The sequence below is a fragment of the Brevundimonas sp. SL130 genome, from assembly GCF_026625805.1.
Taxonomy (GTDB): Bacteria; Pseudomonadota; Alphaproteobacteria; order Caulobacterales; family Caulobacteraceae; genus Brevundimonas.
This window is the reverse complement of record NZ_CP113064.1, coordinates 1,586,478-1,611,197: the sequence shown is the minus strand read 5'-3', so window position 1 is coordinate 1,611,197 and position 24,720 is coordinate 1,586,478. Positions and strand designations below refer to the sequence as shown.

The window sequence follows — 24,720 nt, the reverse complement described above, 5'->3', positions numbered from 1 at the left end:
AAGAACACCCTTGGTTGCTATTTCCGTCGTCGTCGCCGACAAATCCCCCAGTTCATGACCCAGTCCGCTTCCGTACAGACGAGTGATGGCGCCCTGACCTCAGGGACCGTCAAACGTGTGCGGCTCCACCGAGGGCTCACCGCGCAGACGGTCGCCGAGCGGATGAATGTGACCTTGCGCACCTACGAGCGGTTCGAAAGCGGTCGGATGCGGCTCAATCCCGATCTCATCCGCCGCTTCGCCCGGGCCACCGACAGCGATCCCCACGCGCTCTGGATGAGCCTGCTCCTCGGCGCGCCCGATCTCGCCCTCCACAGCGCCGACAACCAGTTCGCGACCGTGTTGATATCGGCCACCCTCAAGTTCGAGGCCCGGGTGGGTCCGCGCCTCGCCCGTCTCAGCACGCGGGCGATCATCGACGCGGTCGTGGCCATGTACGACGGTCTGGCCCAGGAAGCCGAAGACCCCTCCGCCGCCCAGTGGCTCAGCGAGAGCGGACGCGATCTCGCGGCCGCACGACCACAGTCAACCCGTAAGCCCTGACCGCTCGAACCGAAGACGCTAGCCCCTTCAAAGCATAGGCGACACGCCGTCAAATATACGCCAAATATAGCTTCGCTTCTGTTCGAAGCGCGCGCTCACTGGGCTCGCCACATCCGTGGCGACAACTCAAGGAGACCGAGATGAAAACCTCCACCACCCCCCTGTTCGTTCGCTTCGGCAGCGCCCGCGCGCTGACCCTCGACGGCCAGCCTGGCGAATTCATCGAACTCGCCGTCCTGCCCAGCCGCACCCCGATGTGAACGGGACGGGCGACCGCCCCGGCGGTCGCCCAACCGGCTGGCCCCATGCCCTTTCTCTCCCGCGGCGTCCACATGGCCAAGGTCGGGGACGATCTGCTCATCCTGGACCTCTACGCCGACGACTACGCCTGCCTGTTCGCGCGCGCGGACGAGGTCACGCTCGCCGCAAACGGCGCGATCGCGGCTTCGCCGGACTTGGAGACCGCCTTCTTCGGCGCGGGCTACCTCGCGCTCGCCGCGCCCGAGAGGCGCCGCAAGCCGTTGACGTCGCCCGTCCGGGCCGTGTCGGCCAAGCCTACTCCAGGCGCGGCGCGCCTGATCGGCGTCGCCGAGGCCTGGGCCGACGCCCTGGTGTTCCGCAAACGCGCCCTGCATCAACTGGTCCGGCCGCCCCGCCTCCATCCCAGACCCGGGGCGCGCGCCGCCGTCATCGCCGCCGATTTCGCGGCCGCCCTGCCGTGGACGCCGGCGAACGGCGCCTGTCTGCAACGCGCCTTTCAGCTGAGGCGACGCCTGGCCCGCCGCGGCGTGGCGACCGACTGGGTGTTCGGCGTGCGCACCTGGCCGTTCGCGGCCCATTGCTGGCTTCAGATCGACGACCGCGTCATCGGCGACCGGCTGGAGCGGGTTCGCGTCTATACGCCGATCGCGGTGTTCTGATGCCGAGCCCCTATGTGCTGATCAGCGCGCCTCAACCGGCGCTCGAGGCCCGGGCGCGCCATCTGGCGGATCGCGCGCAGCGGGCCGGCTGGACCCTGAGCCGTCTCGATCCCGGCGTCTGGCTCGCAACGCCCGGCGGCGGCGAGCCCGCCGTCGTCCGGGTCGGGCCCTGGCGCCTGATCGGTCGAGTCATTCCGCGCCGTGCGCCGCGCTTCGCAGCGGCCGAGACCGATCCGCACCGGTTCGAACACGGTCTGCTCGCCCGGTTCTGGGGCGCCTATGTCGGGGTGCGGGTCGGGACCTGCGGCGCGACCGCCCTGTTGCGGGACGTCGGCGGCGGCCTGGATTGCGTCGTCTGGGAAGACGCGGGCCTGACCCTGGCCGCCTCCGCGCCCCCCGCCTGGCTCGAACCCGCCCGCTCCGGCTGGCGAATCGCCTGGCCGCGGGTCGGCGCCGCCCTGCACGATCCCTTATCAGTCTGGGAGGATCTGCTCCTCGACGGACCAGTCGCCGTCGGGCCCGGCGCCCTTCAGCCGCTTCCGCTGACCCAGCCCCCGATCCGTCTCTGGCGACCGATCAATGTCGCCCGGCGGGGCGCGCAGCCGGCGACGACGCCCGCCGAGGCGGCGGCGCGTCTGCGCGAGAGCCTCGACGAGGCGGTCGAGGGTCTGGCCGCCGCCTCGCCCGATCTGGCGGCGGAGGTCTCCGGCGGTCTCGATTCGAGCCTTGTCGCCGGATCCTTACGCGCCGTGGGCGCGCCGGTCCGCCTGTGGCTCAACCTCTACACCGACAATCCGGACGGCGACGAACGGGCCTATGCGCAGGCCCTCGCCGATCACCTGAGCTTTCCGCTCGAGACCCTGAGACACTCGGCCGGCGCCGTCACGCCCGAACGGTTGGCGGCGGTGTCGGGCGGGTTCCGACCCGGGCTCAACGCCCTGGACCCCGCCCATGACGCCCTGTGGGCGTCTCGCCTGCGCCAGGCCGGGGCGACGGCGGTGATGACCGGACGCGGCGGCGACTCCATCCTGGTCCAGGCCGCCACCGGCGACATCGTCACCGACCTCTGGCGCGCCCAGGGGCCTATGGCCCTGTTCCACCCCGCCCTGCCTCGGCTCGCCGCCCTGGACGAGGTGTCCGTCTGGGACCTGGTTGCGCAGGCGCGGTCCTGGAGGCCGCGCGCGGCGGCCACCGCAATCCGGGCGGCGCCTTTCGTGAGCGCCCCGCGACCCGAGGCGTCCTCGTCGCCCTGGCTCCAACCTGACAGCGCCGCGCTCGGCCCGGCCAAGGCGCTGCAGATCGCCGGGGTGCTCGACGGCGTGGGGCGACAGTCGCCCTCGCCGTCCAACGACGCCATCGAGGCCTTGGCGCCCCTTCTGTCCCAGCCCGTCGTCGAGACCTGCCTGGCCCTGCCCGCCTGGATCCTCGCCGGCGACCGGGACAGGGGTCTGGCCCGACTCGCCTTTGCGGATCGTCTCCCCGATCTCATCCGGCTCCGCCGAAGCAAGGGCCATATGACCTCGGTCTACGGCCGGATGCTGGCGGCGGGCCTCCCCCGCCTTCGCCCCTGGCTGCTGGACGGCGTCCTGGCGCAACAAGGCCTGATCGACCGGACCCTCGCCGAAGCCGCCCTGACGCCAGAAGCGCTCGCGTGGCGCGGCGGGTACGGCGAGATCATGATCACCTTGGCCCTCGAGGCCTGGGCTCGGTCCTGGTCGTCGCGCCTGGAGGCGCGGTGAGATCGGTTCACGCATCGTCAACAGACCCGCAGCGCCGTTCTCTTCGCAAGCGTTGGGACCGCCGGACTGCGCCATTGTTGGTTGCCGGATCGCCACAGACTCTGACTCAGCGGGTCGTAGGCTCGAACCCTACATCACCCACCATCGTCTTCGTCGAAATCGCTGAAGTTTCCTCCTTTGCAGGTAAGCTCGCCGTTTCAGGCAGTCCAGAAAAACGGTGAAAAATTCTGGAACTTCCGACGACGAAACCAACACTTAGAGCGTAAAACACTGTCGGTATAAATCTAATAAACACAAACGCTTATCTAACTATCTGTAAAATCCGGTCTTGGTCGGCGGGTTCATGCGGGCAACGACGGCAGGACAGCTTCCTACCGTCGCCCGAGATTCGAACGCTACGCCCACGCCTTGTCCAGGACGGCCGCCGAGAGCGCCGTATTATGCTGACGGAGGGAGCGCCCTTGGTGTGCCTGGACTGTCGCGGGTGAGCGCCTCCACCCTGGTTACTCCGTCCTCACCTTTTGTCAGGCGGAACGCGTCCAGTTCCCGGCCCGTCGCGGTAAAGGCGCGATAGACCACCGCCTCCTGCGACACGTCCAGGGTCTGGAAAGTCTGGGTCCGCTCCGCCATCCGGTCCGCCCAGCTCAGGTTCGCCACCGGATACATCTTCGGCCCAGCGACCGACACCACATAGGTCGAGCCATGGTCCGACCTGTGGCCAGGGCCGGCGTTGGTCATGACGCCCTCACCTATGGCGCCGCGCGCATAGCCATGGTCATGGGCCTGAAGCACCAGGTCCACGCCATATTTGTCGATCAGCGGCTTCAGCGCGTCGCGAACGCGGCTGTTGTCCCGGTCGGGATCGATCGAGAACAGCGGGAAGTGCAGGAACAGCACCGTCCAGCGGTTTGGATTATCGGCCAGCACCTGGTCCAGCCATCGCACCATTTCGGCCCGCATGGCCTCGTCGCCATGGAACAGCGGCGCGTCGATCGAGATCAGGCGCAGCCCCTGATAATCGACGGTCCAGGCGGTTTCCTTCAGCCGCTCGACGCCCGCCGGCCCGGTCTCCGGCAGGGTGAACTGCCGCCGCCATTGGGGGTTCAGGATCGGACCGCGGCCGTATTCGTGGTTGCCCGGCGTCGGCATCTGCGGGGTCTGGGCGTACAGGAAGCCGCCCGAGGCGAACCATTCGCCCCATTCATTGTCGCTGTCGTGCCGGTTGATTAGGTCGCCGGCGTGGATGACGAAGGCCGCGTCGCCCGCCTTGCGGAACCCCATCCTCAGCGTGCGCGACGCCTCGCTGAGGATATTGTTCTGCATGTCCCCAAAATACAGGAAGGTGAAGGGCTCCGGCGTCGCAGCCGCCGTCTTGAACTGCAGCCATTCCGACCAGGCCCCGCCCGAACCGACCCGGTAGACGTAGACGGTCGCCGGCTTCAGCCCCGTCATCACGGCCGAATGATAGGCGGCGCGGAATTCCGCCGCCTCACGCACGGCCAGCACCGCGTCGTCGGTGGTCGCGGCCACACGAACGGCGGAGGCGATGAAGTCCGGCCCATCTTGGGCCTCGGCGAACTCCACCTGACCGTCCAGGCCCGGCGCGGTGCGCCAGGTGACGGCCATCTGATGCGCCGGATCGGCCGTCAGGTTCAGAATGATCCGCTCCGGCTGAACCGTCGCCGGCGCTATCGGGTGTTCGGACACCTGGACCGGCGCCGGTTCGGGTCGATCCGGCCGTTGCGTCTGGGCCAGGGCGCCGGTGGAGACGCCCAGGGCCGCGACAGCGGCCCCAAGCATGAGGGTGCGAGCAAACATCATTTTCATCCCCCTCAGAACACGTAGGTCAGGCCGAGCGAGATCGACCGCCCGTTCTTGATATAGGCCCGGCTGGACTCGGTGCTTGACCCGGCCGTGTACCAGTAGGTGTGACTGTCGAAGAGGTTCTGCACCTGCAGAGAAGCGGTTGCGCCGCCCCACAGTTTGCGCCGCACGTTCAGGTCCACGAACTCATAGTCCTGCTCGTAGGGATTGTTGCCGAAATCCTGAATGCCTTCGAGGAACTCGGACTGGTAGCTGTAGGCGGCATAGGCTTCCCATCCGCTGTGTTGCCAGAACAGCTGCACATTGGCGATCGCCTCGGGGGTCTCCATCAGCGGCAGAGTATAGCCCTCCGGGTGCCACGAAATCCCGGTCTCGGCTTCCGAGCGCTGCAGCGTCAGGTTCACGCTGGCGCCCAGGCCCGACAGGGCGCCCGGCAACCAGTAAAAGATCTGCTGAGCGCTCATCTCGACGCCGTAAACCTCGGCCCATTTGCCGTTGTTGGGCATGGAGATGGTGACGCCGTCCGGCCCGATGTTCGCCCCCGCCGTGCCGTCGCGGATATTGCTGGAGGCCGAACGGAACAGGAAGTTCTCGATATCCTTATAGAACAGACCCAGCGAATAGGCGCCGGTGTCGCCGTTGTAGCGCTCGATCGACAGATCGTAGTTGATCGCCCTCATCGGCTTCAGGTCGGGGTTGCCCTGTTCGATGCCGATTAGCACCCAGTCCGAGGTGGGGTTCTCATCGCCGTCGCCGTCCGGATCGGTGTCGTAGCTGTATTCCCGGGCCGAGGTCATACGGGCGATGTCGGGACGGGCGAAGCTGGTCCAGATCGCGGCGCGCACCTTGGTGCTGCGGTTCAGCGCATAGTTCAGATGGATCGACGGCAGGACATTGACGAAGTCGCTCTTGTCCGTGGTGAACCGCTCGCCCTGAACCTCGTCCAGCACATAGGCCGAGATGTCGTTGCGCGTGCTCTCGACCCGCAGGCCGCCGATGATCTGGGCGTCGCCGAAGCGGGCCGTCGCCATCAGATAGCCGGCGAGAATGTCCTCCTTGAACTCGAAACTGTCCTCGTTGCTGAGTTCGGCGCTGGAAGGGTCGGTGGCGAAGCCTTCGAAGAAGCTGCTGTCGCCGTTCATCGCCCGCTGGAGTTCGGCCAGCATGGCCTGATTGTCGATGACGACGCCCAGGCGATAGAGGCCCGTATATTCGCCGTCGAACAGATCGGTGACCTCCTTGCCGTAGAAGGCCGAGAAGTCCGCCAGGGTCCCTTCCGCATCCAGATCAAGGAACTCGCCGCTATAGGTCGAGCGTTTGGAGGAATAGAATTTTGCTCCGCCCTTCACCGACTCCAGCCAGGACGAGACGGGCCGAAATTCGGCGTTGAACTGGCCCTGCCACAGATCCTCTTCCGCCCCGCCGACCTCGCCGGACAGACCGGCGAAGTCGTATTCATTCGGGTCCTGCACCGCCGCCATGCCGGCCTCGTTCAGCACCCATTTGGGGAAACGACTGTCGCCGAAGTTGACGATGTCGACGCCTTCGTTGCCCAACCAGCCGTATTTGTCGCTGCGGAACTCCATCTCGTAACTGTCGTCGATATTGTCTTCGGACTTGGCGTAGGACAGGTCGTAATCCAGCTTCACATCGCCGTAGCGGCTGACGCCGCCCAGGTTCAGCGACATCAGCGAGCCGGTCTCGCGCGACCCTTCCCAGAAGCGACGCAGGCGGAAGCCCTGCGGATCCCAGGCGCCCGAGGCGCCGTTCAGCGTGTAGTAGGACTTGGTCGATCGGTCCGCATCGGTGATGACGCCGTCGCCGTCCCGATCAACGATCTGAGCGGTCGTGTAGGAATAGATATTGCCCTTGGCGCCTGAACCTATGATGGCGTCATCCGGGCTGACCAAGTCCGTGGCGGTCTTGTCCACCTGGGTCAGTCGCGTCGAGTTCTTCGCCGTATCGTTGCGGAAGTTCAGCCGGTTGTCGAACTCATCCTGGGTGTATTCATTGAACTGGCCGCGAAAGTGGAAGTCGTGGCGATCCCCACGATAGTCTAGGCTAGCGTTCAACCCCTTGCGCTCGACCTCGGTCTCGCCGAACGCCAGGTCCATGCCGCGCAGCACGAAGGTATCGGTGTCCCAGCCCAGGCTCTCGCTGTCTTCATACCAGACAGGGGGCTGGTTATCGCCATCAACGCCGTTCTGTTCGAACTGGGACTTGCGTCGCGACCAACTGGCGGTGACGAATACGCCCCAGTGGTCGTTGAACTGGCGGCCGAAAGAGCCTGAGACCTCGCCCGAAGTCTTGTCGTCAAACTTGTCCAGGAACCCGGCCGAAGCCGACAGGACGCCATAGGTTGGCTTGTGGTCGAAGGCCGTGGGCGTACGGATGTCGATGGAGCCGCCCAGGGCGTCGCCGTCGCGGTCCGGCGTCAGGCTCTTGACCACAGTGATGGAGTCGATGCCTTCCGGCGGCAGAAAGCTCAACCGCACGCCGCGATAAAAGCTGTCGTCCGGCGAACCGGTGCCGCCGATGCGGACGCCGTTCATGGTGTAGTTGTTCAGCTCGGTCGACAGGCCGCGGATCGTGATCCGGTCGCCCTCGCCCGTGGTGTGGTTGCGCACGGCGTTGACGCCAGGCAGGCGCGACAGGGACTCGGCCACGTTATTGGCCGGCAGGTCGCCCATGTCGTCGGCGCTGATGACGTCCGAGATGAAGTCGGCGTCGCGCTTGGCGTCCAGCGAGCGCCGCATGCCGGCGGCGTAGCCGACCACGACCACTTCCTCCAACACCGTCGCATCCGGACTGGGCGTCAAGGCCTCGGCAGACTGACGCACCAGGGTCAGAACGCCGCGCACTTCGCGCGCCTCAACCCCGGAACCTGCAATCATCCGGCGGAGCGCCTCGCGGGGCGTCATCGAGCCGGAAACGGCCTGAGCCCGCAGCCCCCGCGTCAGTTCAGGATCGAAGACGATCTGCAGGCCGGTCTGACGTGACAGGGCCTGGATCGCGCGCCCCAGATCCTGCGCCGGGATATTGAGGGTGGCGCGCGCCTCGGCGCTGCTGGCGGCCTGCCAGGCCTGGGCCGGGGCGGCGGCGGATGTCAGGACGGCGACGGCGGCCGCCGCAAGGAGGCCGGTCTTGTAAATACGCATATGATAGATCCCCCGCGGCCGAACCTGGCCGCTATTGGGGAAGACGACGAACATCGCGGTCCTGACACCCGTCTTGAAAACTTGCTTTATCCGTCACCTAAGCGTCAGACAGCAGATACTGACCAGCGTCTTTTCGGGTCAATCTGAGACCATGAAGGCGGGCGATCGCAGCCAAGGCGTTCTCGGGGTTCTCATAGGAAAAACGGCCGCTCACGAGGGCGCGGCCAAGCTGTGGATCGGAGAGCGAGACCTCCACCCCTGTGGCCCGTTTCAGATCGCCGATCACGCTGATCAGGGTCGCTTCATCCAGTTCCAGCCACCCCTTGGCCCATGATGGAAAATCGGTCTCGGCCTCGGCTTGTCGCAGGCTGGCGCGCTGCACATCGCCCTTCAACACACGGGCGCGCTCCCCGGCCCGAATTCTCACGACACCGCCCTTGCTCGGCGTCACATCGACAGCGCCTTCGAACACCACGACCTCGACCATCGGGCCGTCGGGGGTCTCGAGAGAGTCCACGTTGAACCGCGTGCCGACAGCAGTGACCCGCACCCCTTGGGCTTCCACCGTGAACGGGCGGCCGGCGTCATGGGCGACTTCGAAGAAGCCTTCGCCGTCCAGTCGCAATCGCCGTTCCGTGTCGCCCAGCAAGACACGAACCTGGCTTGCGCCATTCAGTCGAACCGCCGACCCATCCGCCAGGGCCACAGCTTGCGGAGCACCGCGGCGACCCACGATCAGATCTCCCCGAAGGGAGGAGGTTGCGCCGAACAGGGCCGCGCCGGCGACACAGGCGGCCAGGCCCGCCGGCGCCCAGACCTTCATCCAGACCGGCGTCGAGGCGAACAGGCCCGGCTTCACTGTCCTGTGAGCCGCTCGCCGCGCCGCCCACAGGACGGCCGGATCGGCGATCAGGGCCTCATGCTGGTCCAGCAGCCGCTGTCGATCCGGCCGCCCCGCCAGCCAGGCGTCCAGATCGGACTGCCGCGCGGGCGTCCAGCCGCCCCCTTGCTTTTCATCCGCCCAAAGCGCCGCCGCCCGGTCGTCACGAGCGTCAAAGGATTCAATCGACATGACGCCCCTCCGCCGTCTTGCGAAGCGTCTGAGCGGCGCGACTATAGTGTTTCTGAACCGCCTCGACCGACATGTTCAATTCGCGGGCAATCTGGTCATAGGGTTCCTCGCCGACGCGGCGTCTCACGAACACCTCGCGGCGCACGGCGGGCATAGCCTCCAGGGCTTTCTGACACAGGCGCAGCCTTTCGCTCATGTCCAGCGCTTCCAAGGGTGACGCGGCGTCGTCGGCTTGATGGTCCGCGTCGCCGAAATCGTCAAAGGGCGTGGAGTCCGACCGGCGCGCGCGATCAATCAGAATGTTGCGGGCGGCCCGCATCGCATAGGATAGGGGATCCGTGATCAGCGCCACGCGCGCTCGGGAAAGAACACGCAGAATGGCCTCCTGCGCGACATCTTCCGCATCGGCGCTCGACGCCAGTCTCCGTCGCACATAGGCGAGAAGCGCACGATTGTGCGTCACAAGCGCCTGCCCCACCTCGTGCTCGTGACTCAACTGGCCGCCCCTTATCGAAGGGGCGGATATAGATGCGGCGCGTAACGAAAACTCGACGAGTTGATGTCGTTTTGACTTCAGACGGGCAGATCGGGATCACCGCGCGGGAGGCCGAAGAGCGGATTTCCGCCGAGATGGCCCGCCTTCCAGTTCGACGTAGTCGTCCACCCATGCCATGAAAACCACATCAGGATTACGGCTCTGAAAGCCTGGATCCGACGCGGGTCGTTGCGACTGACGAGGCAGTAAAGGCCTCATCGAACCAGTCGACGATCTCTCGGTAGACATCGCGGATATTGGCCGGGCTCCAGTTGAAATGCCCTTCCCCCCAATAGGTGACGAGCCGCGCCCGACCGCCTTCCCGATTGATCGCGCTGAAGATCCGCTCGGACTGCGACACAGGCACGAAATCACGGTCGGCGGTGATCAGCAGGACCGGCGCCCGGATCCGGTCCGCCTCGTAAAAGGGGCTGGCCGCCACATAGGCGTCCGGGTTCCGGTAAGGCGGCCCGTCGATCTCGCCCTGGCCGGTCTCGACCCAGCCGCTCTGCTGGCGCAGAGTCGCGAAGTCGACCGGCGCGGTGCGGCTGACGGGGGTGAACTCGCCCCACTCCCCGGCCAGATCGCTCATGCCGGCCCAGGAGATGATCGCCCGGTAGCGTGAGGACCGCGCGCCCATACCGAGGACCAGATAGCCGCCATGGCTGTGGCCCAGCAGGCCGACCCGATCGGCCGGCAGAGCCGGATAGATGGCGGAGGCGCCGTCGAGGAGGACATCGACGCGCTCGACGGCGCCGGACGGAACGGCGGACAGATCATTCAGCTCGCCGCGGAAGCCGGAGCCGGCCAGACGCCGGCCGTCGATCAGCAGAAGGGTCGACTGCGGCCCCAGGCCCCGCAGGTTCACGCTCGAGGCATAGGCGCCGTTGGAGCCGCCCCGGTCCGCGCCCGTGGTCGTCGCGATCGGCGTGCCCGCCCCGGCGTAGTTCTGGGGCAGTTCGGCCAGAACCTCGGCCACCGTGCCCAGGCCTCTCCGGTCCAGCGCGTCGCGATCCAGCGTCGTCACGGGAGACGACGGCGGCCCTGAGGACCGCAACAGGGTGCCGGTCACGACGATCTCGGACAGCTGCGCCGCCGCCGGCGGACGGACGTCGGCTTCGATCCTGCGCAGATAGATGAGGCCCGGACGGGTGGTCGACCAAGTCAGACCCGTCCCGGCCAGAAGGCGGTCCAACGCCGCGTCCGGCCCGTAGCGCCCTGTCAGCCCGTCCGAGGAAAGACCCTCGACCAGGGCCGTCGGAAAGAAAATCTGCCGATCCGACTGGGACGCGTAGAGGTTCAGGACGTCGGCCAGGCTTCCGGCCGGGATGGCGTAGGTCCGCGCCGCCTCCGCCCCGGCCGGGCCGGCCGCGAATCCCGCTGTCGCCAAGGCGCAGCCGCACAACAAGCTCACTCGATTCATCACTTCTCTCCCCACGACGCGAATGACGTCGGGGAGAGAGACCGCCTGGACCCCGGTCTACCCCGGAGCCCTCCGCGAATTATTTTCAGCCGTCAGACGAAGCCGGCCGTCCGGATCCCGGGAAGACCTCAGATCGAAGGTCGCAGACACCACCTCCACGAAGGCGGCCCTGTCGCCGGTGCGGATCACGCCGTTGACGGACGCCTGGGCGAGCGCCGGGGCGTCGAGCACGATCGGATCCTCCAGATAGCGGTTGGCCTCGGCCACCGCCTCGGCGAGCGGCGTGTCGCGAAAGACGAGACGGCCTTGGCTCCACGCGGTGACGCTGCGGACGTCCACGGCGCGCACGACCGGCCCGGCGCGCGACAGGGTCGCCTGCTGACCCGCCGTCAGCCGCCGCTGAGGACCGCCGACCGGACCTCGAACCTCAACCACGCCGGAGACGAGGGTGACCCGCGCGGCCGCTCCCGTGCGTCGGACGTCGAACACTGTGCCCACGGCGGTCACGGCGGTGTCGCCGGCCAGGACGACGAAAGGCCGCGTCGGATCATGAGCGACGGTGAACAACGCCTGGCCGTGCACGAGCCGTACGTCCCGGCGACCCTGGACGAAGCGCACCCGCACGACCGAATCCGTATCCAGGCGGACCGACGACCCGTCTGCGAGCGTGACGACGCGTTGCTCGCCGATCTCGGTGCGATAGAGGTTGCGCTGCGAGGCCCAGAGCCCGACCCCCGCAACGGCCACAAGGACGGCCAGGGCGCCGGCGAGCGCAGCGACGCCTCGGGGCGACCAAGGCCGCCGGGGGCTGCGCGCCATGGCTGCTGCGACCGCCTCGCCGACGGCGGGCGCGCCGGACAGCGCCCGCGCGCCCGTCCAGACGGATTCGACACGGCCATAGGCGGCGGCGTTCTCGGGATCCTGCCGCCATTCGAAGAAGTCTTGAACGGTTTGCGTGCTCACGCGCGGCGCCCCGAGGCGGAGATGCCACTCCGCCGCTTCACGCTCGGCCGTTCGCACCCGATTGGTCGGGCTTTTCATCGTCCGCCCCATTCTAGCGGAGCTGGGCCGCGCAATGCGCCAGGGCCTTGGTCATCCGCCATTCAACGGTCTTCTGGGCGATGCCCAGACGCTCGGCGATCTCGGCGTTGCTGAGACCGACAAAACGCGACATCACAAAGACATCGCGCAGCGGTTCTGGCAACCCAAGGATGATCTGCTGCAGAAGAAGCGCTTCGTCCTGAGCGGCGGCGGCGCCTTGATTGCCCCAATCGAGACCGCTGCGGGTCTCGTCGCCACGCGCCCGACGACGGCCCAGGTCCGCCGCGCATCGGCGGGCGATCGTCAGCAGGAGCGCGCGAGGCGACCGGACCTCAACGGCGTCGCCATAAAAGGCCACCATCCGTTTCCAGGTCTCGTGGGCGATATCGTCGCTCTCCTCGCCGAAGCGCCGGCGCAGGGACCGGGTCAGCCAGCCGCCGTGATCGCGATAGAGTCCGGCCAGACGGCCGTCTCGCCTTCCGATGCGCTGGCTCTGATCCGACACGGGTCCGCCTCCTTTCGCAAAGAGGCGAACCCGGCCGATGCCGGATGTTGAGAACGTGGATTGAGACACGCGCGAGCGCCTTTAGCCTCGCCCCAAAGGGCAAGGCCTGGACATACGCGCACGCCACCCGAGCACCGGAGCGTAACATCAGGTCGAACAGTTCAATCGAGGTTCTCACGCCTCGGCGTCCCTACGAACGCACCAGGAGTCTCATCCAGAAATCGCCGCCTGACAAGAGGCCGGGTTGCGACCCGACGAACCTGACGTAGAATGCCGCTGTCCGACCGGATTGCCGCCGCCCTGTCCAAGCGCCCCGCGCCAAAGGCGTCGGCCATGCCAACAGTCATGTTCTCACACTTCCGGTCGGGCACCCCGCCTGATTCCATTCGTCGCAGCACAACCGCGACCACCGGCCCATGCGCTGCCGTCCCGCTCCTCTCGTGCTAGACTCGAATCATCATGAAGGACGCCCTCGACCATCTGCCCGAGCGCCAGCAGCGCGAGCTGGAGCGGATCAAGACCATCCTGCTCGACGAATTCGACCGCGCCATCCAGGCCGGCGGCGGCCCGACCCAGTCCTGGCGGCGCGACGGCAAGATCCTCAAGCTGATCCTGTTCGGCTCCTATTCGCGCGACGACTGGGTCGATGCGCCCGAGACCGGCTACCAGTCCGACTTCGACATCCTCGCCATCGTCAGCCATCCCAATCTGACGGACATCTCCCACTACTGGTATGTCGCCGAAGACAAGATCGCCCGCGACCCCGCCATCGGCCGCATCGTCAATCTCATCGTCCACACCATGGGCGAGGTGAACCAGGGCCTGACCCAGGGCCAGTATTTCTGGACCAGCGTCATCCAGGACGGCGTCGAACTCTACGCCCTCCCCGGCCACGCCTTCGCCACGCCCAAGCCGCTGACGCCGCAGGAAGCGGTCGAGATGGCGGAGCGGTATTTCGCTGAATGGTCGGAAAAGATCGGCAGCGCACTGGACTTAGCTTCATATGCGGATGAGCGCGGAAATAGGAAGGACGCCGCCTTCCTCCTTCATCAAGCCGTCGAGCGATCCTACGCGTGCTTCCTCCTAGTCCACGCCTTCTATTTTCCGCGATCTCACAACATCAAGTTCCTCCGATCCCAAGCCGAAGCGATGGATCAAGCCCTCGTCGCTGCGTGGCCACGCGAGCAGCGCGCTGATCGACGACGGTTCGAGATGCTGAAGCGGGCGTATGTCGAGGCCCGCTACGCCGACAACTACGATCTCTCAGTTGAGGACCTGGCGTGGCTGTTCACGGCGGCGCGGCGCCTACAAGCGCTGATTGACCCCGCCTGCCGCGCTCGGATTGAGATGCTGCGGCGCGACGCCACAGGCTGAGCCTTGCTCCCCGCGAAGCTCCCGCTGAACATCGCAAATGCGGCAGGAGCGGGCGTCAGAACCTGGCCAGGAAGTGTATCTTCAACCGATCAAGTTGCCGCTTCCGCTACCGCATGCGTTCGCGAATCCGGAGCAGTCGCGGCCGGCAATAGTAACGACGGCGCCTGAGTCCCGTTAGCCGACATCGAGAGACGCCTTGGGGTCAATGGACTTTTCCCATTTCCACGGCCAAGGGGGGGGCTGCTTGTTGTTGCGGTAGCTGAGAGGCGAAGAGGCCCCGATCACGCGATAACCCAATTGCTGCCGAACGCCTGACTGTGCAGATCGTCGGCGACGAGACCTGCATCTACCAGCCCGTCTTCTTCATCCTCTTCCAGCGTTCTTTGGTGATCCGGGTGCGCAGTTCGCTGAGGAGCGCTGCGGACGCTTTGAGACGCGCCGTATCCGCCGCTCGTGCGGTCGTACCGAAGTCTCCACCAGTGAGTGCATCTGCCAAGTCCGCAAAGAGGGCGTCATCTGCGACCGGCAGGTCAAACTCATCGCGCAGTAAGCCGCTCGTCGCGATCACCTCCGACTGAAGGGAAAGAATCTTGGCTTCGATCACGGCGTCGCCGACCTTAAGTTTGCGCGACCAATAGTCGGCAGCCAATTGCTGCAGGACGGCAAGATCGGCGCGTAGTGCGTCGCACAGTTTGGTCGCCTGATCTCGCTTGGCCTTGAGTCGCTCGATGACGATGTTCGTCAGGCCCGAAAAAAGGACTGCAACTAGCGCTGGGGCGAGCAGCTTGTCGGTAAACCAGCCAAAGGCAGGACCGCTCAACCAGGTCCATCCCCCTGCCAACAAATCGCAGATCATCTCCATTGCGCCGTCCCACACCTCGGCGCGGCCAACTCAGCCGCGAATGCGGCGGGCAGCGTCATCGATGTAGCGATCAATGAGCGTGATATATGGCCGCAGGGCGGAGGACTTGGCGCTCAACTTAATCTGGTCACGAATTCGAGCATTGGCGTTCTCGCGCCGAAACAAGCCGCCGAACGCCTCCTCTAGAAAGGAGGATGGCAAACCGGCAACGTCGTCGAGTTCAACCACAAGGGTTTCGCCAGCATCGATTTCCGGCTCAAGCAGGCGCTTCCGGAACGCCTCGCCTGAATATGGACCATCACGCGTTAGGCGGCCGCCCGGCGTAGCCGAGAAGTCGCGTGCAATAGAAATGGTCTTCATACCTGTAGCTCCCGCGCGCCAATCGTAGCCCGCCAACGGATCATAGTGCCACAGAAACGTGACGTAAGCGTGGTCCGTTCCAACTCACCGCCTTTAGCGTATACGACGTCACCTTTCAAACTCGTGAAGCGTACATCGGCATAGTCGAACGTTTCGGCAAGTTCGCACATCCTCCAGAGACCATTGCCGCGGCCGTCCGCTTCGTCACCGAACAGAGCGTCGCTCGATACCCCCGACCGGCCGTACTGAAGCGCCCCGGCGATTACGTCCGCGTCGTTGCGCTCAATGCGGCGTCCGACAAGCCCATCCAGTAGTCCTCGGCGCTGAAGGGTTGTTGGAATGCCGACGCCCTGATCGTAAACAACCAAATGAAGATAGCCTTCGCGGTGATCGATCAAGGCTCCCGCCCACCAGCGCCGAACGCGCGGTAGGCCGTCGCCGGGATACTCGTCGAGATAGGCATGGCCGATAGCGTTATTGAAAGCCTCGACGAGCGCGTCGTAGACAGCGAGTTGCGACGCATCTCCTGGCGGGGCGCAGCGATCGTTGAGAGCGTTGCGCAATTCGAGTGCTTTGCCCGGATCGGCACGCGTGCAACTCAGGAAGGGCACGATGGAAAGGCCAGCAGCCTCGGCTGGTCCGACGAAGTCGGCAATCGGAACCGATTGGCGCACACGTCCAGCCTCAATAACCGTATAAAGCCCGAGGCCGTAAAGTATCGAGCGAACCTCAGGGTGCCATTTCTCGTCGTCCATTAGAGCGCGCATGCCAAGAACACGGCGGACCCGGTCGATCTCAGCGGCGAGCAGAAGGGCACCCTCGACGTCGATCCGAGCAATGCGGTCCAAGTCTACATAGAGGCTCGGTCTGCGCTTTGTTCCAAAGCCTCGGAAACGGTCATTGACGAAGACTTGACGCCTGAGCTCGTAGACATAGCTCATGATCTCGTCGTGGTTGAACTGGAGTCTGAAATCCTCCGGCGCCGTTAGCCGCGTACAACTGTAGACGCGACCAGCCCGGCCGATCCGCGTGGATCGGTTCAGGGGCCAACGCTGCACGCCCTCTGTGCTCTCCTCGAACCGTACCATATCAACGGTCCAGGAACTGGCGCGCCTCTGGTGACGGATTTTGGACCGGTCAGTGGTCTTTAGAATTTGGTTGTAGCGCTGATTGGTCGCCTTGCGTCGACGTCGATAAAGCAACAGCAGTATCTTGCGCCGGGCGCGGGGGGACAATCGACGCATCTCCAACGCCTAGCGAGATTCCGCCGCTAGTTCCAGATCGCCGTTTGCCCAAAAAAGATCCCCATTCCAAGTCATCGAGATGCCTAGCAGCAGACTTCTCCGTCGCCACAGAGAGTCAGACCTACGCACTCGGCTGGAGCTCCAAACCGTAAGTGAAAGTGGACTTCGCCAACCACCGAGTTGAATCAGCAGCAGCCGTTGGTGGCTGAGGTCTGAGAAGCGCCGATACCGTTGAAAAAGTCGCCTGGCTGATCGGCTTGAAGAGCGGCATGGTCAGGCTGTGACGGGGTTCGTGACGCTTCAGGCCTTCAGGCGGGTGCTGGGGCGGTCTGTAGCGGGATCAGACGGGCCATTTTGCGCAGGTTCTGGGCGGTGGCGGCGAGGAGGAACTCGTCGCGGGCGCCGCAGGGACCGCGAAGGCGCAGCCGGTCCAGCCTGAGGATGCGCTTGAGGTGGGCGAACAACATCTCGACCTTCTTCCGCTCGCGCCGGGAGGTGACGTAGGCGTCGGTCCTGGCGATGTCGCGGGCGACGTCTCTGGCGCCTTCGTGGATGGAACGGGTCACCTTCCGAGCCGGCCCGTTGGGGCAGCAGTTGGGCTTCAGCGCGCAGGCGTCGCAGTCTATCTTGGAGGCGCGATAGCGATAGGTGTCATCCGGCGGTGTATCGGGGTGATCGGCGCGGAAGGCTCGCCGATATTGTTTCAGTTCCTTGCCGCCCGGACAGCGATAGAGGTCGGCGGCACGGTCGTAGGTGAAGTCGGCCCGGGAGAAGGTCCCATCCGTGCGACCAGACTTGTCGATGATCGTGATGTGGGGTGCGATCCCCTGGTCGTTGACCAGCCATTCCAGCATCTCGGCCGAGCCATAGGCGGTGTCGGCGGCAAGGTGATCGGGGTGGAGATCATGCCGCTCCCGGACCCGCTCGATCATGGTGCGGGCCGCAGTCAGCTCGGCCGGCCGCACGGCGGTGGAGGCTTCGACATCGACGATGACGGCGTGTTCCAGATCAATCAGGTAGTTGGTGGCATAGGCGAAGAAGGCCGGCCCCTTGTTGGCGGCGGTCCAGCGCGCGGCCGGATCCACCGGCGAGATAAACTTGGGCGTCACCGGCGTGGCCGCGCCGAACGCCGCGTCGTCCAGCACCGCCAGGTACTCGTCGATGGCCCGGCTGGACGCCTCGGGCGGCAGACCGGGATCGCCGGGCACGCTGCGCTCGCGGTTCGCCTCGGCCTTGATCAGGCTGGCGTCCACGGCGAAGCCCTCGCCGCCGACCAGGCCTTCGGACATGCACCGCCGCAGGACCGTGTCGAACAACTGACGCAGCAGGTCGCTCTCCCTGAAGCGGCCGTGGCGGTTCTTGGAGAAGGTTGAGTGGTCCGGCACGACGCCTTCCAGACCCAGCCGGCAGAAACAGCGATAGGCCAGGTTCAGGTGGACCTCTTCGCACAGCCGACGCTCTGACCGGATGCCGAAGCAGTAGCCGACCAGCAGCATCCGGATCAGCAGTTCGGGATCGATCGAGGGGCGACCCATGGCGCTGTAGAACGGAGCCAGATGCGCGCGCAGGCCCTCCAACTCGACAAACCGGTCAATCGACCTCAGCAGGTGGTTCGCCGGGACGTGGTCCTCCAGCGAGAAAGTATAGAACAGGGCCGCTTGATCGACCCGCCGCTCGCCCATCATCACGCCGCCTCCGGTCTCAATGACCAGAGTGAATCAGCCCCTGAAGCCCGTGGCAATTGCCGACTTTTTCAACGGTATCCGCCAAGAGCGGACCTTGGATCGGCTCCAACTAGGCGACCTATGGGCAAGGCGCATAGCTGTCGTCGACCCAAAGAATGAGTCGGGGGCGTCTCGGCGGCGAGATAGCCGTTAGCGGCAAGCGCCTTCGTGAGGGCTCCGCGGCAACGAGCCCGGGGAGCGAAGCTGCGCGGAAGGGGCATGACTCGCGCGCCGAGGCAGGCTTCCGACCGCTGACCAGTCCACAGGAACCTGCAGAGCCCTCCTTGCGAAAAGGGTGGCCCGACCACTTCGTCTTGGGGACGAACCCTCTCGACACACAAGATGTAGACGGCTAGAACGAATCACCGAATGATGCTGGTTTGGGTAAACAGCCCTTCAATGCTAAGCCGACTCGGCCTATGCCCGGTGCGTAGGCGAGCCGACGACCGCCCGATTTGAGCGGTAGCTGATCGCCAACATCGATGTCTGATGGGCCGACCTGGTCGGCTTGTCTCAGCGCCGGTCGAACCCCACATGGGTCAGCTCGGCCGTTTGTGAGCGTATGTGTGGCGTAGCGTATGGCGGGAAGAGAGCGGCCCGAACTTGCCGGAACGGAAAGCCGCCCTCTCCCCTTCCCGACTCGCAAGGGCCGGTGACCGACCTTTATCGGGGGGACCGTTAGCAGACAACGGGCCCAACTGATATTCTTCGTCACGGGCAGGCGCGGGTTCTCACCCTCTGGAGCCCTTGATGCCCAAGCTTACCTTCTATCCGTTGAACAACGCGGACTGCTGCCTGATCGACCTCGACGGCGGCCAAAAAATCATCTTCGACTACGCGCACCAAAAGGACGCGAGCGATCCGAATGACCTGCGGATCGACTTGGAAAAGGCGATCCGTGACGACCTGAACGCGGCGAAGCGTAAGGACGTCGATGTCTTCTGCATCACGCACCTGGATAAGGACCACATCTGCCGGTCCAGCGAGATTTTCTGGCTCGAGCACGCGGCCTGCTACCAAGGCGACGACCGGTTCAAGATCAAGGAACTGTGGGTCCCGGCGTGCGTCATCCTGGAGGACGGGCTCGTCGATGAGTCCCGCGTCTGGCGGCAGGAGGCCCGGCATCGCCTGCGGCAAGGCAAGGGTATCCGCGTGTTCTCGCGGCCCGATGTCCTGCGCAAGTGGATCGAGTCCGAGAACCTGGACTTCGACGCGCTGCAACACCTGTTCGTCGACGCTGGTACGCTGGTGCCGACCTTCACGCTCGGCAGCCACGGTGCGGAGTTCTTCGCCCACTCGCCGTTTGCCAGCCGCCTCGACAACGGTGAGCTGATGGACCGCAACACGGATGGAATCTTCGTCCAGGTCACGTTCGAGGTTTTCGGGGTCAAGACCCGGTTGATGCTCGGCGCGGACGCGGACTACGAAGTGCTCAGCGCCATCGTGGACATCACGAAGTACCACAACCGGCCTGAACGCCTGGAGTGGGACGTGTTCGAGCTGCCCCACCACTGTTCGTACCTCTCGCTTGGGCCCGACAAGGGCGCGGAGGAAACCGTGCCCGTGGATCAGGTCAAGGAGCTGTACGAAACGCACGGGCAGCGTGGCGGCATCATCGTCTCGACCAGCAAGCCGATCCCGCAGACCGGCAGCGACATTCAGCCGCCGCACCGGCAGGCTGCCAACTACTACCGGCGCGTCACCGGCTTCAACGGCCTGCGCGGCGACTTCAAGGTGACGATGGAACACCCGAAGGTGAGCGCGCCAAAGCCGCTGCTCATTGAGATCGACCACACCAAAGCCCGGATCGTCACGGCGGTCGCCAGCGGCGCTGCGGTGCTGACCGGAGCGGCCGCACCGCGCGCTGGTCGCGGCCCGATCCTCCGCCTGGTCTGAGGCAGACCGTTGACCGATCCGTCAGCAGAGCTGCTTGAGAAATGGTGCGGGCCGGTCGTTGAACGCGATGCGGCTACGGCGGGAAAGGCGCGCGAATTCGCCGCCTTTCTCGCCGCCCGCGACGACGTTGGCGCGAGTCTGATCGAAGTCCGCCAAGGCAATGGCCGTTCATGGGTCGTGGTCGAGTTCGAACTCGACGTTGGCCAAAAGCCGGTCGTTGATATCGCACGTCGGGAGCGCGTCGCGCTTGGGTTCACCGCTGAGGATACCGAATGGCCGACGGCACTAGTGATCCGTGACGACTTCCCGCGCAACCTGCCCCACACCTTCCTCACTGCGCCGGACGAGCCCTCCGTCCTCTGCCTGAGCGAGGAGCCCTGGGATGAGGCGAAGCGGCGCTGGTCCCCGAACCTTCTGGTTCGCACGGCCCGGCACTGGTTCAACGCGACGGCGAAGGGCGAACTGCATACGGCAGACCAGCCCTTGGAGCCCTTCGTCGTTGGTTCGGCACATCAGGCCATTCTGCCGCCGAACTATGTCGAGCTCTGCGCGACCATACCAGCACGCCTGTACGGCTACGGCATCGAAGGCACTCCCGTGGTGCGCTTCTTCGGCAGCAAGCCAGAAGGGTTGAAGAACCATCCCGGTTTCACGGCCGTGCATTTCGTGTTGCCGACCCAGACGCACGGGTTCATCAGGCACTCGGCCCGGACAGCTGCCGACCTGATCACCCTGTTCAGCGTCGAAGGCTTCGACTTCAAGGCGAAGCTCGGAGAAGCCCTGCGCGGCTGGCTGACTGATCCTTCCCTTCGCGCGACACGCCCCGTCATCATCGTCAGCATCCCCACCGCCCGCGCGGCGGGCGAGAAGGCCGAGCGCACCGATACCCGCCTGTTCATGCTTGCCGTGACCGTGCGCGAGCTCGGCGTATCGCTCGACATCTGGTCCGCGATCACCGACGACCAGGGCCGCATGATCGAGGGTGCTACGCTGGGCCCCCTTAACCCGACCTTTGACGGCTCCAACGTGCCCGTCATGCTCTGGAGTACCTTGACCGACATCACCCGCGAGGCGGCGGCGCGGTTCAATGGATACGAAGGTCCGACCGGGCTCGGAATCCTGGTGGTCGGCGCCGGTGCATTGGGGTCGCAAGTGGTAGGCAACCTAGTGCGAATGGGCGAGACCGTCACCGGCGTCGCCGACCAGGATCTTCTGCTTCCGCACAACCTCGCCCGGCACGGTTGCTACAGCGATCAAGGGGTGGGCATTTCCAAGTCCAAGATCGTTGCATCGCAGACCAACGAATTCCTGAACGCGCGGGCCGAGACGGCGGCGTTCGATCTGAACGTCCTGCAACCAGCCGGTGACGACGCAGAAATCTATCAAGCGGCTGTAGGAAAAGCCGATGTGATCCTCGACCTCGCGGCGTCGGTGGCGGTATCGCGGAGTTTGGCGATCGACTGCCCGGCGACAGCCCGGCGCGCGGCCGCCTTCCTGAGCCCGAGCGGCCATGACTTGGCCGTCCTGGTCGAGGACGTCGGGCGCAGCGTCCGGCTGGATGAGCTGGAGATGGCCTATTACGCGGCCGTGGTGAACGACCCAGCGCTGGCGGGTCATCTCAATGCCACTGGGCATGTCCGCTACGGCCAGAGCTGCCGCGACCTGAGCGGCCAGATCGAGCAGGCGCATGTGGCAATCAACGCGGGCATCGCAGCCAAGGCGCTGCGTGCTGCTCTGGCCCAGGATGAGCCCGTCGCAATGGTCTGGCGCACCGATCCCACCACGCTGGAAGTTCGCGCGGTTGAGGTCGACGTGCGAGCGATGAAGCGATTTGAAGCGGGCGGCTGGACGATCCTTGTACGCCCTGGCCTACTGGAAGCGATCTGGGAGCGCCGCAACGAGCGGCTGCCTGTCGAGACAGGCGGGGTGTTGCTCGGAGACTTCGATACGTCGCGCAAGCTGATCTACCTTGTGGACGCACTTGCGACGCCGGCCGACAGCAAAGAGGACCAGGGCTCGTTCATTCGGGGGAGCTACGGCCTTCCCGATGCGGTGGCCGAAGCAGAGTCGAAGACGCAGCAGATGCTGAGCTACGCGGGCGAATGGCATTCGCATCCGACTGGCTACGGAGTCCTGCCCAGCGGCGATGATGTAGAGCTTTACGGCTACATGGCAGCTCAAATGGCGGTCGAAGGCTACCCTCCGATCATGCTGATCGCTGGGGAAAACGAGGTCAGTTTGATTGTCGAGGACCAACGAATTCCCCTAGAGCGGCTTGGAGGGCAGTGATGGACTTCTTGAAGAACTTCGACAGCTACGACCTCAAGGCGCGGGTTTCTCCGGCGCTACTGACCATGCTGCCGGCGGTGGCGACGCTGCTGGCCTGGTATCCCGCGCTGCTCACCAGCAACGTCGGCGCGGCGGTTCTGACCGTCATCAACACCTGCGGCCTGCTGTTTCTTTTCGCCGAGTTGAGCCGTTCGCAGGGGCAGCGCGCACAACGGCACCTTCTCAAAGAATGGAAGGTGATGCCGACCACGCGGATCCTGCGCCACAACGACGACGCCCTCCCCGCCGAGGTGAAGGCTCGCTATCATCAGCATCTGGCAACCAAGCTCGGCAGCGCACTTCCGACCGCGGCTGAGGAAACCGCCGCCCCCGCTGCAGCGGACGCCCGTTATCAGTCCGCGATATATTGGCTCATGGAGCAGTGCCGCGGGCCGGCGCACTTCCTGATCTTGAACGAGAACATGTCCTACGGCTTCCGGCGCAATCTCATCGGCCTGAAGCCAGCCGGTATCCTGGTCTGCATCGCAGCGATCGCAGCCGTCGGCTTGGTCCTTTGGACACGCTATCCGCATGCCGGTGGCTTTGTTTGGGGTGCAGTCTGGACGACTGCCTCGACATTGCAGCCGGTTCAGGCGGGTGCGCTTGGGCTGAGCTTGATCGCCCTGACCGGTTGGCTTCTGGTTGTTCGGTCAACTTGGGTGAAGGAAGCGGGAGATCTGTACGCGCGTCGGCTTCTTGCGGCGTGTGAGACGTCGCAAACTGCCCAGGCGTGAGACCTTGCGCCTCTGCCGTACCGCTGCGCCCCACCAGCGGACGTTGCCAACCGCCGCTTTGAGTCAACAGGCGAACCTCCTTGCGACGAATGCAATAGGCCCAGCTTTCACCGGGCCCATCGATCAATCAGGAAACTGCTTTTGATCCTTTGCGTAGGAAGCCGCCTGATAGGGTCCCGATGGCAATCCTTGGCCATACACATGGGTGGCGAGCAGGTTCGCCTGCTGGGTCAAAGGGATGTAGTTGGGTTTGGCTTTCTCGATCGCCGCCACAATGGCCTGGGCCAGGAGGTCCGCCAGCGGGTTGCCCGACGAGCCGCCTTGCGGGCTGTAGGACATCGCTTGCGTGTTCGACCATAAGGTCTGTCCGGTCCGGCAACTCTTCAGCGTGTATTCGAACTCCACATTAGTGGAGGTCGAAATGATGACGTATTGGGACTCCCACTTCTTGATCTCGACGAACATCACAGTGTCGCAGCCGAACAAGGGCTGGAAGCGAGAAGCATCCGCCTGATGAACCAGCCCGGCGTCAGACAGGCCTTCATCTTCCAGAACGCGCTTCACCATATGAGCGGGAAAGACATAGTATCCGCGCTCCGCCACGGGCCGCGAAATCGTCGACACGAAATAGTCCGCCGCATCCACGTTGACGGTCGAATTCAGCGCGGGAACAACAAGGACGCTCCTGGGCGCCTCGGCGCGGAGAGCGGCATAACTTTTCGGCGTCGGAGCGGTGACACAGGCCGAGGTGGCCGCTGCGGCTAAGACCGACACGGCGAGCGCGGGTACTAGAGAGAAGCGCATCAGTTTTGTCCTCCGGACACTGTTGTCGCGCCGCCAAGCTTCTGGATTACGCTATCCATGAAAGCGGCCGACTCCGGGAAGAGCGCCCGCTCCTGCTGGAAATTCAGGATCGCGGATGCGGCGTCCCCCTCTTCGAGATAAAGATAACCCAGTTCGGCGTACAAGCCCGGCGCGACAGCATCGCGCGCCTTGCCGCGCTCGATCGCCTGCTCGAGGGAGGTCTTGTAGACGCCTCGGTTTTCCGGGTTCTGGCTGTAGGCGTAAAGGCCTTGCTCGTACCCGCCCCACTCGAACCGGCTTGTCGGGGCGCAGGCAGTCAAAGCGACGCAAAGAGCCGCCACGGCGACGGCTCTGCTGATCAATTTATAGGTCATGGAATGCGGACCTCGATCCGGGCGCCGGCCGACGCAAAAACGGCCTGGCTATGAAGCGGCTGTCCAGCCGCCGTGATCAGTATGTCGTGACGGCCAGGCGAAATGGGAACGCCCGCGCCTTGCTGGCCGACCGCGCCAAGATCGCGGCCGTCGATTACGATTCGAGCCTCGGCCGGCGCGTTCACGACGACGAGCATCCCCTCAGCCAAGCCCTGTGAAACGTCGCGCGCGGCATAATTCTGCACGCATCCGCTGCTAAG

Annotated in this window: 21 protein-coding genes; 8 read left to right on the top strand and 13 right to left on the bottom strand. The window is 65.1% G+C overall.

Annotated elements, in window-relative coordinates; translation table 11 throughout:
* Positions 1-54 precede the first annotated feature (54 nt).
* The 3 genes from OU998_RS07995 to OU998_RS07985 all read left to right on the top strand — a co-directional run bounded on the left by OU998_RS07995 (position 55) and on the right by OU998_RS07985 (position 3,202).
* Entirely contained in the window at positions 55-543 is a 489-nt protein-coding gene (locus OU998_RS07995; protein ID WP_267516465.1) for a helix-turn-helix domain-containing protein, read from the top strand.
* 305 nt (positions 544-848) lie between these two features.
* On the top strand, positions 849-1,463 hold the full coding sequence (locus OU998_RS07990; protein WP_267516464.1) for a lasso peptide biosynthesis B2 protein: 615 nt from the start codon (positions 849-851) through the stop codon (positions 1,461-1,463).
* Positions 1,463-3,202: an asparagine synthase C-terminal domain-containing protein gene (locus OU998_RS07985; RefSeq protein ID WP_267516462.1), complete on the top strand. Its 1,740-nt coding sequence runs from the start codon at positions 1,463-1,465 to the stop codon at positions 3,200-3,202. Before OU998_RS07990 ends, OU998_RS07985 begins: the two co-directional genes overlap by 1 nt.
* 438 nt (positions 3,203-3,640) lie before the next feature.
* On the opposite strand, the gene OU998_RS07980 is transcribed toward OU998_RS07985, so the two are convergent.
* The 7 genes from OU998_RS07980 to OU998_RS17075 all read right to left on the bottom strand — a co-directional run bounded on the left by OU998_RS07980 (position 3,641) and on the right by OU998_RS17075 (position 12,760).
* Positions 3,641-5,023 carry a purple acid phosphatase family protein gene (locus OU998_RS07980; RefSeq protein WP_267516460.1) on the bottom strand — a complete coding sequence of 461 codons (1,383 nt, stop codon included), beginning with the start codon at positions 5,021-5,023 and terminating at the stop codon, positions 3,641-3,643.
* Between the two features lie 11 nt (positions 5,024-5,034).
* Entirely contained in the window at positions 5,035-8,184 is a 3,150-nt protein-coding gene (locus tag OU998_RS07975) for a TonB-dependent receptor (RefSeq protein WP_267516459.1), read from the bottom strand.
* Between the two features lie 97 nt (positions 8,185-8,281).
* Entirely contained in the window at positions 8,282-9,256 is a 975-nt protein-coding gene (locus OU998_RS07970) for a FecR family protein (RefSeq protein WP_267516457.1), read from the bottom strand.
* A complete protein-coding gene (locus tag OU998_RS07965; protein ID WP_267516455.1) occupies positions 9,246-9,752 on the bottom strand; it encodes an RNA polymerase sigma factor in 507 nt (168 codons plus the stop codon). The genes OU998_RS07970 and OU998_RS07965 overlap by 11 nt, the downstream gene beginning before the upstream one ends.
* A gap of 193 nt (positions 9,753-9,945) precedes the next feature.
* The gene (locus OU998_RS07960; RefSeq protein ID WP_267516454.1) at positions 9,946-11,214 is read right to left on the bottom strand and encodes a prolyl oligopeptidase family serine peptidase; all 1,269 of its coding nucleotides are present in this window, start codon (positions 11,212-11,214) and stop codon (positions 9,946-9,948) included.
* 57 nt (positions 11,215-11,271) lie between these two features.
* Positions 11,272-12,255: a FecR family protein gene (locus tag OU998_RS07955; protein WP_267516453.1), complete on the bottom strand. Its 984-nt coding sequence runs from the start codon at positions 12,253-12,255 to the stop codon at positions 11,272-11,274.
* Between the two features lie 13 nt (positions 12,256-12,268).
* Entirely contained in the window at positions 12,269-12,760 is a 492-nt protein-coding gene (locus tag OU998_RS17075) for an RNA polymerase sigma factor (protein WP_420709821.1), read from the bottom strand.
* Between the two features lie 459 nt (positions 12,761-13,219).
* Between OU998_RS17075 and OU998_RS07945 the strand changes: the two genes are divergently transcribed.
* Complete coding sequence (locus tag OU998_RS07945; protein ID WP_267516451.1) at positions 13,220-14,134, top strand: HEPN domain-containing protein; 915 nt, start codon at positions 13,220-13,222, stop codon at positions 14,132-14,134.
* Positions 14,135-14,480: 346 nt separating this feature from the next.
* On the opposite strand, the gene OU998_RS07940 is transcribed toward OU998_RS07945, so the two are convergent.
* The 4 genes from OU998_RS07940 to OU998_RS07925 form a co-directional block, all read right to left on the bottom strand.
* Complete coding sequence (locus OU998_RS07940) at positions 14,481-14,996, bottom strand: hypothetical protein (RefSeq protein ID WP_267516449.1); 516 nt, start codon at positions 14,994-14,996, stop codon at positions 14,481-14,483.
* A 30-nt stretch (positions 14,997-15,026) separates the two neighbouring features.
* Entirely contained in the window at positions 15,027-15,356 is a 330-nt protein-coding gene (locus OU998_RS07935; protein WP_267516447.1) for an STAS-like domain-containing protein, read from the bottom strand.
* Positions 15,353-16,600: a hypothetical protein gene (locus OU998_RS07930; protein WP_267516445.1), complete on the bottom strand. Its 1,248-nt coding sequence runs from the start codon at positions 16,598-16,600 to the stop codon at positions 15,353-15,355. The genes OU998_RS07935 and OU998_RS07930 overlap by 4 nt, the downstream gene beginning before the upstream one ends.
* 308 nt (positions 16,601-16,908) lie before the next feature.
* A complete protein-coding gene (locus OU998_RS07925) occupies positions 16,909-18,285 on the bottom strand; it encodes an IS1182 family transposase (RefSeq protein WP_267516443.1) in 1,377 nt (458 codons plus the stop codon).
* A gap of 789 nt (positions 18,286-19,074) precedes the next feature.
* Here OU998_RS07925 and OU998_RS07920 point away from each other — a divergent pair.
* Genes OU998_RS07920 through OU998_RS07910 form a run of 3 tightly spaced genes read left to right on the top strand, consistent with a single transcriptional unit; the run spans position 19,075 to position 23,282 of the window.
* Positions 19,075-20,220 (top strand): hypothetical protein, encoded by a 1,146-nt coding sequence (locus tag OU998_RS07920; RefSeq protein WP_267516440.1) that lies wholly within the window; start codon positions 19,075-19,077, stop codon positions 20,218-20,220.
* 9 nt (positions 20,221-20,229) lie between these two features.
* On the top strand, positions 20,230-22,509 hold the full coding sequence (locus OU998_RS07915; protein ID WP_267516439.1) for a ThiF family adenylyltransferase: 2,280 nt from the start codon (positions 20,230-20,232) through the stop codon (positions 22,507-22,509).
* The gene (locus OU998_RS07910) at positions 22,509-23,282 is read left to right on the top strand and encodes a hypothetical protein (RefSeq protein WP_267516437.1); all 774 of its coding nucleotides are present in this window, start codon (positions 22,509-22,511) and stop codon (positions 23,280-23,282) included. The genes OU998_RS07915 and OU998_RS07910 overlap by 1 nt, the downstream gene beginning before the upstream one ends.
* A 123-nt stretch (positions 23,283-23,405) precedes the next feature.
* Here the strand turns inward: OU998_RS07910 and OU998_RS07905 are convergent, their stop codons facing one another.
* Both OU998_RS07905 and OU998_RS07900 read right to left on the bottom strand, forming a co-directional pair.
* Positions 23,406-24,086, bottom strand: coding sequence for a GNA1162 family protein (locus OU998_RS07905; RefSeq protein WP_267516436.1), 681 nt, complete (start codon positions 24,084-24,086; stop codon positions 23,406-23,408).
* Positions 24,086-24,460 (bottom strand): DUF4810 domain-containing protein, encoded by a 375-nt coding sequence (locus tag OU998_RS07900; protein ID WP_267516434.1) that lies wholly within the window; start codon positions 24,458-24,460, stop codon positions 24,086-24,088. The genes OU998_RS07905 and OU998_RS07900 overlap by 1 nt, the downstream gene beginning before the upstream one ends.
* Positions 24,461-24,510: 50 nt before the next feature.
* Between OU998_RS07900 and OU998_RS07895 the strand changes: the two genes are divergently transcribed.
* Positions 24,511-24,678 carry a hypothetical protein gene (locus OU998_RS07895; RefSeq protein WP_267516433.1) on the top strand — a complete coding sequence of 56 codons (168 nt, stop codon included), beginning with the start codon at positions 24,511-24,513 and terminating at the stop codon, positions 24,676-24,678.
* The last annotated feature ends 42 nt before the right edge of the window (positions 24,679-24,720 follow it).

Excerpts from the sequence above, each read along its gene's own strand:
- OU998_RS07995 (WP_267516465.1), top strand. The coding sequence starts at position 55 with ATGACCCAGTCCGCTTCCGTACAGACGAGTGATGGCGCCCTGACCTCA.
- OU998_RS07990 (WP_267516464.1), top strand. The coding sequence starts at position 849 with ATGCCCTTTCTCTCCCGCGGCGTCCACATGGCCAAGGTCGGGGACGAT.
- OU998_RS07985 (WP_267516462.1), top strand. The coding sequence starts at position 1,463 with ATGCCGAGCCCCTATGTGCTGATCAGCGCGCCTCAACCGGCGCTCGAG.
- OU998_RS07980 (WP_267516460.1), bottom strand. The coding sequence starts at position 5,023 with ATGATGTTTGCTCGCACCCTCATGCTTGGGGCCGCTGTCGCGGCCCTG.
- OU998_RS07975 (WP_267516459.1), bottom strand. The coding sequence starts at position 8,184 with ATGCGTATTTACAAGACCGGCCTCCTTGCGGCGGCCGCCGTCGCCGTC.
- OU998_RS07970 (WP_267516457.1), bottom strand. The coding sequence starts at position 9,256 with ATGTCGATTGAATCCTTTGACGCTCGTGACGACCGGGCGGCGGCGCTT.
- OU998_RS07960 (WP_267516454.1), bottom strand. The coding sequence starts at position 11,214 with ATGAATCGAGTGAGCTTGTTGTGCGGCTGCGCCTTGGCGACAGCGGGA.
- OU998_RS07955 (WP_267516453.1), bottom strand. The coding sequence starts at position 12,255 with ATGAAAAGCCCGACCAATCGGGTGCGAACGGCCGAGCGTGAAGCGGCG.
- OU998_RS07945 (WP_267516451.1), top strand. The coding sequence starts at position 13,220 with ATGAAGGACGCCCTCGACCATCTGCCCGAGCGCCAGCAGCGCGAGCTG.
- OU998_RS07940 (WP_267516449.1), bottom strand. The coding sequence starts at position 14,996 with ATGGAGATGATCTGCGATTTGTTGGCAGGGGGATGGACCTGGTTGAGC.
- OU998_RS07935 (WP_267516447.1), bottom strand. The coding sequence starts at position 15,356 with ATGAAGACCATTTCTATTGCACGCGACTTCTCGGCTACGCCGGGCGGC.
- OU998_RS07930 (WP_267516445.1), bottom strand. The coding sequence starts at position 16,600 with ATGCGTCGATTGTCCCCCCGCGCCCGGCGCAAGATACTGCTGTTGCTT.
- OU998_RS07925 (WP_267516443.1), bottom strand. The coding sequence starts at position 18,285 with ATGATGGGCGAGCGGCGGGTCGATCAAGCGGCCCTGTTCTATACTTTC.
- OU998_RS07920 (WP_267516440.1), top strand. The coding sequence starts at position 19,075 with ATGCCCAAGCTTACCTTCTATCCGTTGAACAACGCGGACTGCTGCCTG.
- OU998_RS07910 (WP_267516437.1), top strand. The coding sequence starts at position 22,509 with ATGGACTTCTTGAAGAACTTCGACAGCTACGACCTCAAGGCGCGGGTT.
- OU998_RS07905 (WP_267516436.1), bottom strand. The coding sequence starts at position 24,086 with ATGCGCTTCTCTCTAGTACCCGCGCTCGCCGTGTCGGTCTTAGCCGCA.
- OU998_RS07900 (WP_267516434.1), bottom strand. The coding sequence starts at position 24,460 with ATGACCTATAAATTGATCAGCAGAGCCGTCGCCGTGGCGGCTCTTTGC.
- OU998_RS07895 (WP_267516433.1), top strand. The coding sequence starts at position 24,511 with ATGAAGCGGCTGTCCAGCCGCCGTGATCAGTATGTCGTGACGGCCAGG.